Origin of the sequence: Fictibacillus phosphorivorans (genome assembly GCF_023715845.1) — a bacterium.
GTDB lineage: Bacteria > Bacillota > Bacilli > Bacillales > Fictibacillaceae > Fictibacillus > Fictibacillus phosphorivorans_D.
The window spans coordinates 25,469-38,654 of record NZ_JAMBOR010000020.1 but is presented as its reverse complement, the minus strand read 5'-3'; the positions used below and the strand labels follow the sequence as shown (position 1 = coordinate 38,654).

General features: G+C 39.1%; 8 protein-coding genes, 2 pseudogenes and 2 riboswitches. Of the genes and pseudogenes, 3 read left to right on the top strand and 7 right to left on the bottom strand.

Going from position 1 to position 13,186, the window contains the following annotated elements; genetic code table 11:
- Positions 1 to 354 precede the first annotated feature (354 nt).
- Positions 355 to 1,434 (bottom strand): 23S rRNA (adenine(2503)-C(2))-methyltransferase RlmN, encoded by a 1,080-nt coding sequence (rlmN, locus tag M3206_RS14690; protein ID WP_251313283.1) that lies wholly within the window; start codon positions 1,432 to 1,434, stop codon positions 355 to 357.
- 312 nt (positions 1,435 to 1,746) lie between these two features.
- Between rlmN and M3206_RS14685 the strand changes: the two genes are divergently transcribed.
- Both M3206_RS14685 and M3206_RS14680 read left to right on the top strand, forming a co-directional pair.
- Positions 1,747 to 3,237, top strand: coding sequence for a peptide MFS transporter (locus M3206_RS14685; protein WP_251313282.1), 1,491 nt, complete (start codon positions 1,747 to 1,749; stop codon positions 3,235 to 3,237).
- A gap of 495 nt (positions 3,238 to 3,732) precedes the next feature.
- Positions 3,733 to 4,233 (top strand): GNAT family N-acetyltransferase, encoded by a 501-nt coding sequence (locus M3206_RS14680; RefSeq protein ID WP_251313281.1) that lies wholly within the window; start codon positions 3,733 to 3,735, stop codon positions 4,231 to 4,233.
- A 592-nt stretch (positions 4,234 to 4,825) separates the two neighbouring features.
- Here the strand turns inward: M3206_RS14680 and M3206_RS14675 are convergent.
- Complete coding sequence (locus M3206_RS14675) at positions 4,826 to 5,650, bottom strand: MetQ/NlpA family ABC transporter substrate-binding protein (protein ID WP_251313280.1); 825 nt, start codon at positions 5,648 to 5,650, stop codon at positions 4,826 to 4,828.
- A 23-nt stretch (positions 5,651 to 5,673) separates the two neighbouring features.
- Entirely contained in the window at positions 5,674 to 7,074 is a 1,401-nt protein-coding gene (locus M3206_RS14670; RefSeq protein ID WP_425590739.1) for an LLM class flavin-dependent oxidoreductase, read from the bottom strand.
- A 171-nt stretch (positions 7,075 to 7,245) separates the two neighbouring features.
- Positions 7,246 to 7,348: riboswitch (SAM riboswitch) on the bottom strand.
- Positions 7,349 to 7,508: 160 nt separating this feature from the next.
- A riboswitch (SAM riboswitch) is annotated at positions 7,509 to 7,623 on the top strand.
- Positions 7,624 to 7,707: 84 nt separating this feature from the next.
- Here M3206_RS14670 and M3206_RS14665 point away from each other — a divergent pair.
- Positions 7,708 to 8,886, top strand: a complete 1,179-nt coding sequence (locus M3206_RS14665; RefSeq protein ID WP_251313278.1) for an acyl-CoA dehydrogenase family protein — start codon at positions 7,708 to 7,710, stop codon at positions 8,884 to 8,886.
- A gap of 47 nt (positions 8,887 to 8,933) precedes the next feature.
- On the opposite strand, the pseudogene M3206_RS19230 reads toward M3206_RS14665, so the two are convergent.
- From M3206_RS19230 to M3206_RS14650, 4 genes and pseudogenes are all read right to left on the bottom strand, one after another.
- A pseudogene (locus tag M3206_RS19230) lies at positions 8,934 to 9,398 on the bottom strand (PTS sugar transporter subunit IIA); the annotation flags it as partial.
- A 69-nt stretch (positions 9,399 to 9,467) separates the two neighbouring features.
- A pseudogene (locus M3206_RS14660) lies at positions 9,468 to 10,847 on the bottom strand (PTS fructose transporter subunit IIC); the annotation flags it as partial.
- A gap of 129 nt (positions 10,848 to 10,976) precedes the next feature.
- The gene (locus M3206_RS14655) at positions 10,977 to 11,753 is read right to left on the bottom strand and encodes a 3-hydroxybutyrate dehydrogenase (RefSeq protein ID WP_251313276.1); all 777 of its coding nucleotides are present in this window, start codon (positions 11,751 to 11,753) and stop codon (positions 10,977 to 10,979) included.
- 19 nt (positions 11,754 to 11,772) lie between these two features.
- Positions 11,773 to 13,059 (bottom strand): GntP family permease, encoded by a 1,287-nt coding sequence (locus M3206_RS14650; protein ID WP_251313275.1) that lies wholly within the window; start codon positions 13,057 to 13,059, stop codon positions 11,773 to 11,775.
- Between the last annotated feature and the right edge of the window lie 127 nt (positions 13,060 to 13,186).

Sequence of the window (13,186 nt, the reverse complement as noted above, 5' to 3'; positions counted from 1 at the left end):
AACTTCTCTAGTACTTAGAGGATTCCTGCTATCTTTAAACTCTTGTTCATCTTGCATGATTAAGCTGTGGATTAATTTTTTCTATCTGTTTTTGATCTGTTTTGTGGATAAACTTTTGCGATCTGACTTATCCACATGTTGATAAACTTTATTCCCTCTAAAAAATAAAATCTATAGAACGCTATGAGTCAAAAAATAATCTCTATGACCCGAAATGAGCTCTCTATGAGTCAACCAAATTTCTAGGGGTCTAAATACGCTTTCTATGAGTCATTACTGCTTTTCTATGAGTCGTTACTACATAAATTCAATAAAAAAAGAAGATACCTCATTAAAGAGATATCCTCAACTTTATTAAAGATTAACTGACTTATCTTTTTCTTTTTTTATCTGCTTACTTCTTAACTGACCGCAGGCCGCATCAATATCCGTTCCGTGCTCTTGGCGGATTTTGCAGTTGATTCCGTTCTTTTTGAGCGTATCATAAAAAGCTAGTACGGATTCTTGCTCACTTCTTTGATATTGACTGTGCTCATCGACCGGATTATATGGAATGAGGTTGATATACACTTTTTTCTTTTTATCCTGAAAGAGTGCTGCGAGTTCATTTGCTTCTTCTATATGATCATTCACATCTTTAAGTAAGATGTATTCGATTGTTATACGGCGGTTCGTTTTCTCGATATAATAATTGATTGAATCCATCAATTTTTCAAGCGGGTACGCTCGGTTGATTTTCATGATTTTCGTACGTAATTCATTATTAGGTGCGTGCAAGGATATTGCTAGGTTCACAGGGATTTTTGTATCCGCAAATTCATAGATCTTGTTGACGATCCCACTCGTCGAAACCGTTATGTGTCTGGATCCGATCGCAAGTCCTTTTTGATCAATGACCACCTTTAAGAAGTCGATCATGTTCTCAAAATTATCAAAGGGCTCACCGATTCCCATCACGACGATATGACTTACTTTCTCCCCGTTTCCTGCTTGATCTAAATGATGCTGAACATTCATGATCTGCTCTACGATTTCGCCACTCGTTAGATCTCGCGTCTTGGTTAATAAGCCGCTTGCACAAAAACTGCATCCGATGTTGCAGCCTACTTGAGTAGTAACACAAACGGATAATCCGTATTTATGCTTCATCAAGACAGTTTCAATTAAGTTGCCATCCTTCAGTTTAAATAAGAACTTAACTGTACCGTCAGATGCTTCTTGTTTCACATGTTGCGCTAACGTATGGATCACGAAATTTTCTTTTAAAAGAGAAATACAATCCTGATGAACGTCTGTCATTTCAGAGAAATCCGTTACTCTCTTCCGGTAAAGGTATTCCCAAACTTGTGATGCTCGATATGGTTTATGTCCATGCTTTAAAAGCCATTCGGCAAGCTGTTCAAATGTTAATCCATAAATGGAATTAGTAATCATATAAAGACCTCTTTTCAAAACCTTAAACTTCTTCTTCTATACTACTGAAAACTTGTGAATCCCACAATGTTATCATGTGTTTTCCCATTCATTCCTATTAAAGTTTCTCCTTAAAGATAATACTAATTTTTTAGGTCTTTTTTAGTAATGGATTTAACTCATTCTTGCTCTTATATAAGGCTTTTCCCCTATGTAGGTGGTAATTTCCATTTACGAATAAGTAAGAATTTGCAATAATAGATTAGCCGAAAACTTTTGACAATAATAAATATTTCAAAGTATTATATTTAATGAACTAAAGGAGGTTGTCTTATGTCAGACATAAATAGACAGAAAATTGTGGATAGTGTGCCTCAAAAAGGCTTCTTCGGACATCCTAAAGGCCTATTCACACTTTTCTTCACTGAATTTTGGGAGCGCTTTTCTTACTATGGAATGAGAGCAATCCTCATTTATTATATGTACTACGAAGTTTCAAAAGGTGGATTGGGTCTTGAAGAATCCACTGCATTAGCAATCATGTCCATTTATGGTTCACTCGTATATATGTCTGGTGTCATCGGTGGTTGGTTAGCAGATAGAGTTTTTGGTACATCTAGAGCACTATTCTATGGTGGTATTCTCATTATGATTGGTCATATTGTCCTGTCCTTACCAGGGGATCTGACAATGTTATTTGTTTCAATGGTCTTTATCGTTATTGGTACGGGTTTACTTAAGCCTAACGTATCATCTGTTGTAGGTGATATGTACGCTCCAGAAGATAACCGACGTGATGCTGGATTCAGTATTTTCTATATGGGTATCAACTTAGGTGCTTTCATATCTCCGTTAATCGTAGGTGAAGTTGCTAAAACGAGCTTCCACTTAGGTTTCGGAATTGCAGCAGTTGGTATGTTATTAGGTCTAATCGTATTTGTTGTAACGAAAAAGAAAAACTTAGGTCTTGCAGGAGCTACTGTACCTAACCCACTTTCTCCAGCTGAGAAGAAAAAATATTCATTAATCGCTGGAATTGTTGTAGTCGCATTAGCAGTTATCTTAGGAATTACAATTCCTGCTGGAATCTTTACTCTTGATGTATTTATTACTTTAGTAGGTATTTTCGGTATTACGATTCCAACGATCTATTTTATCGTCATGTACCGCAGTCCAAAAACAACCGCTACAGAACGCTCAAGAATCTTAGCCTATATTCCATTGTTTATCGCTTCTGTAATGTTCTGGGCGATTCAAGAACAAGGATCAACGATTCTTGCTGCTTATGCGGACAAGCGTACAGATCTTGAATTTGCTGGTCTCACGATTTCACCAGCTTGGTTCCAATCGTTGAACCCATTATTTATTATCATTTTTGCGCCAGTATTCGCTTGGATGTGGGTGAAGCTTGGAGATCGTCAGCCTACAGTACCTAAGAAATTCGCTTTAAGTTTGTTATTTGCTGGTCTATCCTTCTTGGTTATTCTTCTGCCTGCTTATTTTGGCGGAGAGAACACATTAGTAAACCCATTTTGGCTCGTTCTTAGTTACTTTATCGTTGTACTTGGTGAGCTACTATTGTCACCAGTCGGACTTTCAGCAACAACAAAATTAGCTCCAGCTGCATTCTCTGCACAAACCATGAGTTTATGGTTCTTATCAAGTGCCGCTGCACAAGCAATCAACGCTCAAATTGTTAAGTTCTACTCTGCAGAAACGGAAATGATGTATTTCGGTACAATCGGTGGAGTTGCCATTCTATTAAGTTTAATACTTTTCGTAATCTCTCCAAAGATTCAAGGATTCATGAAAGGGATTCGTTAATCATTTTTTATGTAAGCCACTGGTTTAATGGTAAATCCATTAAGCCAGTGGTTTTTTTTGTTTAAAAAATTGTGCGCAGCGTTTTCTATGAAATATAAGTGTTTGTCCAAACCTTTTAGACAAGCTTGCGTAAAATAAAAGAGAAAAGAGAGGGTTCCTCTCTTTTCAGGTTCACTTATAGAAAGGGGGGTCTATAGTGTTACCGTTATTTTCATCTAAAAAAAGAAAGAAAACATGCAAGAAGCAATCAAAAAGACCTGTGTAAACAGCTTGCCTCAACAAAGCCGGGATAAAATTCCTGGCTTTTTAATTTAAATAGAAGTGGCCCCTTTTATCAAAAACTAGGATACTATCCAGACCATTGTTTGGACAACCACATATAGTACAAGCAAGGGGGAAAAATATACAAACAAATATTAATTTAATTCTTGCAATGGATGTATATGAGTTTTCACAAAACATCCCCTTCGTAGAGTAATATAAGGGGGAATATCTTTGTATATTCGTAAATGGAATCCTAGTCAGGACAATCCCGTATTGATTGATTTGGTGGTTAACAACTTCCAAGTAAAAAAGGAAGTCATCCAGCTTATTTTAGGAATGGCAAACGAGGTTATGGTTGTATGCGACAGCAATGATCAAATCGTAGGTTTCGTTAGTTACCGGTTCCGATTAGGTAATATGATTTATGTAGATTATGTGGTGCTGGATACGAAGCATCAAGGAAAAGGAATCGGAAGTCAATTTGCTCCTGTTTTTGAAAAACACCTATTACAACAGGGCATTCAAATGGTATTTGGTTCGGTAGATGTAGAAAACACCGAGGCTCTTAAAGTTTTTCAACGCTGGGGCTTTGAAGTACAAGGTCAGATCGGCTCAAACATCATCATCCAAAAAAGTCTATCGGGCTCAGTCTCAACTCAGCCAAATCTTGCTCGTCGATCCTCTAATATCAGAAGGCTAAGTTCACCGCCATCACTAGGTTTATCTATGTAATTGCATAAAATTAGCAGATCCAGGACAAATACTGGATCTGCTTTTTAGTTAGAATTTATGCTCGGAATACCTCCTAGGGTACTGAGACAAAGAATCCCACGGTAAATCTGATTAATCCCACGTTTGTTCAGTTTTTTCCTACGATAAATGAAATAATCCCACGTTAATAAAAAAATAACCACGAGTCGACAAGTGGCGACAAATTTCGAACTTCTATACCCTGCTATAACTCTCATATATATAAAACTTAAAGCTGACTCTTGTTACGAGCCAGCTTGTCCACTTTAAAAAAATATATATGAGACTTATTATTCTCAAATCTTTTGGGTTTTGCCTTTTTACTTTCTTAGGCGCTCTTAGGAACTTACTTTCATTGCTGAAAATTTCATCTATAGCTCTCTTGTACTGATCATTGTTATACTCTTGATCACTGCAGACACATCCGCTTAGATCGTATCGGAACAAACCACAGTGTGGGCAATTACTCACTATCTATCACCCCCGTTTTTCAACATAACATATTCTATGAAATGAAAGAAAAATGGTAACGGCTATTGCTAGAGATATTCAATATTATGCTGAAAATGAGCGCTTATTTAGAAGCAGTCTCCTTATTCATCCATTCGGGTTTATGAAATGGTTTAAAGTCGCTGTTGATCACCTTTAAAAACTCTTCAGATTCTACAGCATCTTTAAGATCTTTCGCCAACTTTGAGTTTTTATCTTCTTCTAAAACAACGATACGATTAATGATTTCATCCGGAAGCTTATCTTTTACAAGGGCATCTTCTAAGTTCAAACCAGATGAGATCGCAAAGTTTCCATTTACGGCTGCTAGATCAACAGAGTCTAATGTTCGTGGAGTTTGAGCCGCTTCGACAGGCTGGAATTTAAGCTTCTTCGGATTTTTTATAACGTCCTTTTCTGAGACGCGCAGCGGATTTGCCTTACTATCAATCTCGATTAATCCATTATCTCTTAAGACTGTTAAACCTCGAGCCAGATTTGTTGGATCATTAGCCAGTGCCACCGTGCTCCCAGGCTTAATCTCATTAAGCGATTTATATTTGTTGGAGTATATACCAATCGGTGCGGTTGGTACAGTCACAACACTTGCTAGCTTCATATCATTCTCTTTTGAAAAAGCGTCCATATATACTTTGTGCTGAAAAAGATTCGCATCAAGCGAACCGCTCTTAAGGGAAATATTCGGCTGAACGTAGTCATTGAACTCCTTAACTTGCACTTTATAGCCTTTTTTCTCTAAATAAGGTTTTACCCCTTTTTCAAGCATATCACTGTATGGAACGGTCGCTCCAAGAGTAATCTCTTTCTTCTCCTCTTCTCCTGAAGCTCCACATCCAGCTAGACCTATGATAACTGTAAGCCCTATGAGTAAACGTACTATTTTTTTCATTCGTTTCTTACTCCTCTATCATTTTATTTTGATTCTGCTAGAACTCTTCTATATTTCGCTGCTGGATGGTCACTCGGCAGCAAACGACCATTTTGAGGGAACAATTTCTCTCTCAAGGTACCTTTGTTGTACTCTTTTTTATATAATCCTCTTTCTTGAAGGACAGGTACGACGAGTTCCACAAAAGCTTCTAGATCACCTGGGGTTACAAGATGATTTAAATTAAATCCATCAACACCAGATTCCTCAAACTGAGCTTGGATTCCGTCAGCCACTTGCTCAGGATTTCCCACGATATAGTTCCCAGGTGTTTCAAACCGGTTAAGTACTTCCCCAACAGTAAGTTTTTTAGGTGCATCCTTTGTAAGTAAGGCTGCTTTGTAATGACCGCCTTCGGTTGATTTTGAATATTCAAAAGGAAGGTCTGGATCAAGTTCTTCGTATTCAGCAATGTCATATCCGCTTGCTCCATACTGTGCCTTTGCAGCATCTGAGCTCCAAACCTTTGCGTATTCCTCAAACTTTCGCTCTGCTTCTTCCGTTGTCTCGCCCACAACAACGTTCAGGAAAGAAAAGATTTTAATAGTCTCTGGATTTCTGCCATGTTTTCTAGCCCGCTCTCTAATATCATCTGCATAGAAACGAATCCTTTGTGGCGTTGGTCCACCTACAAAAATACACTCTGCGTGTTTAGCAGCAAAATCACGTCCTTTTTCTGAAGTGCCTGCCTGGTAGATGACAGGCGTTCTTTGCAAGGAAGGTTCGCTTAAGTGAGGTCCTTCTACTTTAAAATACTTTCCTTCGTGATTGATCTCATGAACCTTTTCAGGATCAACAAGTGTATTCGTCTCGATATCTTCAATGACTGCTCCGTCTTCCCAACTGTTCTCCCAGAGCTTATAAGAGACTTCTAAATACTCATCCGCGATGTTATAACGCTCATCGTGTTTAATCATATCCTCCAGACCGAAATTTCTGGCTGCATTCGGTAGGTAGGACGTTACGACATTCCAGGCAATTCTTCCTTTTGTTAAATGATCGAGTGTCGAAAAACGACGTGCATTTCCAAAAGGCTGTTCATACGTGGTGCTGACCGTAACAGCGAACGATAAATTTTCAGTGACACTCGCCATAGCGGAGATAAGGAGCGCCGGATCATTCAACGGTACCTGCAGACCATCCCTTATAGAAGGCGCTTTACTTTTTTGGTACACATCATAGACCCCTAACACATCTGCAAAAAATACGGCATCGAACTTTCCTTTCTCAAGCAATTTGGCATATTTGATCCAATAATCTAGGTCTTTATAGTGCGTATGTCGTTTACTTTCCGGGTGCTTCCAAAGTCCGTGAGAATTATGCATAGCACTCGTCATTTCAAATGCGTTAAATAAAATTTCTTTACTCAAAATGATTTCCTCCATTACACGTTTATTTTTGTGTTGATTTATGCTCCAGGAAATTCGCTATCCGCTGGGCAGTTGGTGAGCCACTTTCGGACGTTGCACGTTTCCCTATGAATCCAAATAAAAAAACCTCTTCATGATTAAGAAGAGGTTGTGAAATACGTAAATATGAAAAACGCATTCGATCTCTCCTTATCTTTCAAGCTTGTAAGCTTGCTGGAATTGGCACAGTACTAAAATAGTTGTTGCCGAGGCTTCAAAGGGCCAGTCCCTCCACCTCTCTCGATAAGAAATCGATAATATTGAATTTATCAACAGAATATACAGGAATAAAAACCACCTGTCAACGTCTATTTTAGAAATAATAAAAAAATTATAAGTTTTCAGTTTTTCGTTGACAAGTTATGCTCAATTATTTTATAGTGATGACTATTAAAATTTATTTTTCTATATTCTTATCACGAGTCAGGGGAGGAACTGGTCCTAAGATCCTGCAGCAACCGCTTATCATTAAAAGATAGGAAAGGTGCTAATTCCAGCAGACTACGAATGTCTGAGAGATGAGAAAGAGTTCTTATAACCATGTCCTCTTTCGTCATTTTGAAAGGAGGATTTTTTTATGTCCTCGAAAAAGTATGGGAGGGAACATTTTTGGTAAAAGCAGTTGCAGTTGCAGAAACAAAACAACACACGGACCAAACAAACATAGAGAAAATCCTGAAACAAGCAGAAGAACTAAAAGAGATTTTCAGTACAAGAGCTGATGCGATAGATTCAGAAGGTGTTTTTCCTTACAAGAATTTTGCTGATCTTAAGAATGCAAATTTTCTTTCACTCACTATTCCAAAAGAGTATGGGGGTAAAGGTCTAAATCTTCTAGAATATTTGCAAGTCCAAGAGATTATTGCTCAAGGTGATGCCCCTACCGCTTTATCTTTAGGCTGGCATTTAGGAGTCCTACTTGAAGCCGCTGAGAACAGGCATTGGCAAGGTTCGACTTTTGAAAAAGTCAGCACGAACATTGTTCGGAATAAGGCTCTTTTAAATTTGGCTCAGACAGAACGAGCTACAGGAAGTCCTTCAAGAGGCGGAACCCCTGGCACAACCGCAAAAAAAGTAAAAGACGGCTGGCGCCTAAATGGTGTTAAAGCATTTACTTCTATGGCTGAAGCTCTTGATTATTCGATTATTACTGCTGACCTAGATTACACGGGTACTAAAGGTTTCATCTTAGTTGATCATAATCTGGAAGGTATCTCTATAAAAGAAACGTGGGACAGCATATCTATGAGAGGTACCAAGAGTGATGACCTTGTTTTAAATGATGTATTCGTAAAAGAAGAAGACCTCTTATTCGTAGAAGATGGCAAGTCGTTCACAGCTAGAGGATGGTACCTACAAGTACCCGCTGTTTATATAGGAATCGCCGCAGCTGCAAAGGATTATGCTATAAAATTCGCTTCAGATTATAGTCCAAGTACTCTTCCTGGACCTATAAAAGATGTACCAGAAGTGAGAAGAAAAATTGGAAAGATTGAGTTAGAACTTTTTAACGCACGCCAAGTGTTATACTCAGTTGCAAGGAAATGGGTTGAACAGCCAGAGCAACGCATAAATATGGGTAAAGAGCTTGCTGCTGTTAAGCATATTGCTACAAACAGTGCCAATAAAGTCGTTGATTTAGCCATGAAAATTGTCGGTGCAAGAAGTCTATCTGCATCAAATCCGCTTCAAAGACATTTTCGTGATGTGCGTGCTGGGCTTCATAACCCACCTACAGATGACGCGATCGTTTATAATTTAGCAGATTCCGTATTAGGTAAATCATGAGTACAGGTAATAAAAAGAAGGTGAACTCTAATCACCTTCTTTTTTCTTTATTTTATTTCTTCTAAAAGCTCATAAGCTTCCTCTTTTGTTTGAACCGTTAATAGTTTTTCACGATAGTTCTCATCCATAAGCTTACGGGAAAGCATTTGAAGGATTTTTAAATGTTCGTTTCCTTCGCTATGCTTGGGTACAGCGATCATGAATATTAATTTAGCCGGTGTGCCGTCAAGGCTATTCCAGTATACTCCATTACGTTTGAGACCAAATACAACTCTTGGGGTTTTAACTGAATCGGATTTTCCATGAGGAATCGCGATGTTCATTCCAATTCCAGTTGTACTTTCCTTTTCACGGTTTAAAATAGCTTGTTTGAATGCTTCCGGTGAGGAAAGGACTCCTGAATCACCAAGTTTGTTGATCATCTCTTCAATTACTTCTTCCTTTGTAGAACCATCTACATTTAAATCAATGAGGTCAAGATTTGTAATATCCGTCAGTTTATTGATCGATACATCATCTTGAATTGTTTCATGTGGAACATTATTAGAATCTTCTTCAGCTGTTACATGATTTTCAGACTCTATATCTCTCTTCAATAGGTTAACTAATAGAGCTGTTACAATAACTCCAACGATAACCGCTATAAAGAACATGAGTACATTATCTACTGCTCCAAGCGCAGCAACAATCGGCCCGCCATGTGCTACCCGATCCCCTACATTCCCGAGCATCGCGATAACGGATCCTGTCATTGAACCTACCATGATACTGGGTATTACACGTAACGGATCTTGTGCAGCAAATGGAATCGCACCCTCCGTAATCCCGAAGAGTCCCATCGTGAATGCTGCTTTCCCTGCTTCGCGTTCACCAGCTTGGTATTTTCTTTTGTTCAATAGTGTAGCAAGCCCCATTCCAATAGGAGGTACACAGATGGCCACTGCAATAGGTCCCATAATTTCATAGTTGCCCTCACCAATCATAGCCGAACCGAATAAGAACGCTACTTTATTTACAGGACCGCCCATATCAAAGGAGATCATCGCACCTAAAATCAGTGCTAAAAGCAGAGAGCTCGTCCCTTGCATACCTGCTAGCCACGCGGTTAACCCTTCAAATATCCCCGCCACTGGTGCTCCAATTAAGAAAACAAACGCTAAGCCTACAACCAAAGATGCTACTACAGGAATAATGATGATAGGCATAATCGGTTGAATGACTTTTGGAACATTTATTTTTTTGATGGCTAACGCTACATAACCAGCTAAGAAACCTGCGATGATCCCGCCAAGAAATCCAGCACCTGCTTCACTACCATAGAAACTTCCATTAGCTGCTATATAACCGCCTATAACACCAGGAACGAGCCCTGGACGGTCTGCGATACTGTATGCAATATAACCCGCTAAGATAGGAACCATGAAGGTGAATGCAGCTCCGCCTATCTGCTCAATCGTTTTCCAAAAAGAACCATCCGGAATGACAATGCCTTCTGGTGTTTTATCCCCGCCTAACGTCAAGGCGATCGCGATCAACAAACCACCTACAACAATGAAAGGAACCATAAAGGAAACACCATTCATTAAATGGCGATAAAAGGGATTCTCTCTCTTCTCTTTACTCGTAGTGTTTATTTTACTGCCAGCTTTATATACTGGAACATCATCGGTTTGTATCTTCCGGATTAATTCCTCTGGTTTCCGAATACCATCCTGCACACCTGTAGTAAGTACCTTTTTACCGACAAATCGCTCTTTGTCTACCGTCTTATCTGCAGCAATAATAATGCCTTCTGCTTCCTGAATGTCTTGCTCCGTAAATTCGTTCTCCACGCCGATAGAACCTTGAGTTTCAATTTTGATGTCTATTCCCATTTTATCAGCTGCTTTTTGTAAGTTTTCAGCAGCCATATACGTATGGGCGATTCCATTCGGACATGAAGTAATCGCTAAAATTTTCATTAATATTTCCTCCTGAATCCATGACTTTATACAGTAATCGATTACATTGCATTAAAAGTGTAGGTTAATTCTATACAACTTAATCAAAAGAAAATCCCCAGCTAAAATTGCTGAGGATTTTCTCATAACTTATTGAGCTGTATATCCGCCATCGATAACGATTGCTTGTCCTGTTACGCTTTTCGCTTTGTCACTTGATAAGAACATGGCATACTCCGCGATTTCACTTACTTCCATCAGACGATTTTGCGGAACTAATGGATAAATAACTTCTTCAAGCACTTTATCTAAAGAAACATTTCTTGTTTTCGCCAAGTCTTCTAATTGTCCGCGAACAAGTGGAGTATCTACATAACCAGGACATAATGCGTTAACAGTAACACCCTCTGCTGCTGATTCTAGTGCAGCAACCTTAGTAAGACCGATTACGCCATGTTTTGCACTATTGTAAGCCGCTTTTCCTGCAAACCCGATTAAACCATTGATCGACGATATATTAATGATACGCCCAAAGCCTTGTTCTTTCATGATCGGCATAACGTGCTTCGTAGCAATAAATGGTGCAGTAAGCATGATCTTAATCATCAGCTCAAATTTATCTGTAGGAAACTCTTCGATAGGTGATACATGCTGAAGGCCGGCATTGTTGATTAGAACATCTACACGTCCGTATTCTTTATGAGCGATTTCAATCATGTTCTTGATGTCTTCTTCACTCGTAACATCCGCTTTAAGTCCGATCGCTTCATACCCTAGTCCTTTAAGTTCTTCAGCAGACTTTTTTACCCCTTCTTCATTTAAATCTGTTAAAACGACTTTGCTTCCATTTTCAGCAAAGGTCTTTCCGATTTCAAAACCTATTCCGCTTGCAGATCCTGTAATTACAACAACTTTGTTTTCTACCACAATTCTCACTCCTAATATTTTAAATAATACCCATGCTCGCCATAATGATACCGACGATAACAGCAAGGGTTGGGATAATTAAAGCAACAACAAACACATCTTTATACGTTTCTTTATGCGTTAACTGTGTAACGGCAAGAAGAGTCAATAATGCCCCGTTATGAGGAAGAATAGAGGCTCCAGATGCTATAGATGCCATTCTATGAAACGCTTCAGGGCTCATGCCAGTTGATTGAGACAACTCATAATAAGTTCCTCCAAGCGCTTCTAAAGCAATACCCATACCACCTGATGCAGAACCCGTAATCATTGCCATCAGCTGAACGACTAATGATTCTGATACGAGAGGGTTGCTTGAAATGCCTAATAGCATGTCTGTAATGCGATCAAAATCAGGCACACTTGTTACCACCGCACCAAACCCAACTGCAGCACTCGTGTTGATAATCGCCATAACAGACCCTTTTGCTCCCTCATTCACAGATGGAATGAATGTTTTGTATTGCTTTACGGTAATAAGTAATATTGCTAAAATCCCAGCTAATAATGAGGGGATCGGTGCGATCTTCAAGAAATTAAGTAAGATCACAACGACTATTAAAGGCATTAACGAAAGAATCCAGTTTGGAAGGTTTTCTTCGTTTTCGTCGTCATCCTCTTTTGATTTATCAGGTTCCGTATACTGTATCCCTGCTGCTGTCATTCGTTTCTCTCTAAATTTCAGCCATAGGTAACCGCCTATAGCCATGATCAGCGTTGCAACGATACCGATGATTGTACCCGCCATAGGTGTTGTTTTAAACGTATTCATCGGAATTAAGTTCTGAATCTGAGGCGTTCCTGGTACGGCTGTCATTGTAAAGGTGAATGCACCGAGGACAATGGTTGGTGCAATGAGCGTTCTGGAGATATCCGCTTTCTTAAATAGTGCAAGGGCGATCGGATAAATCGCGAAAACGACTACGAATAAACTTACACCGCCATACGTCAGTACAGCAGATGCAACCAATACGCCTAAAATGGCACGTTTTTCACCTATAAACTTTGTAAACTGAATGGCTACTGATTTTGCAGCTCCGGTGTCTTCCATTAGTTTTCCTAGTACTGCTCCTAATAAGAAGATCGGAAACCATTGCTTCGCAAAATCCACAAAGCCCGTCATATACGTGTCTGTATATGCATCCATCAGGTCTAACCCGCTCATTAAAGCGACAATACCTGCGACGATTGGAGCAACCCATATGATTGACCATCCGAGGTAGGCAAAGAACATAAGCAGGGCAAGCCCTATTATGATACTTATCAAGGTTTTTCCTCCTAAAGTACGCTTTCATCATTTGGCACTTCTTTTTAATTGATTCATTGGCACGAAGGACATTGTACTCCCTGTGTATGTAATTAGTAAAATGAATGATAACTATAGATAGTATGCA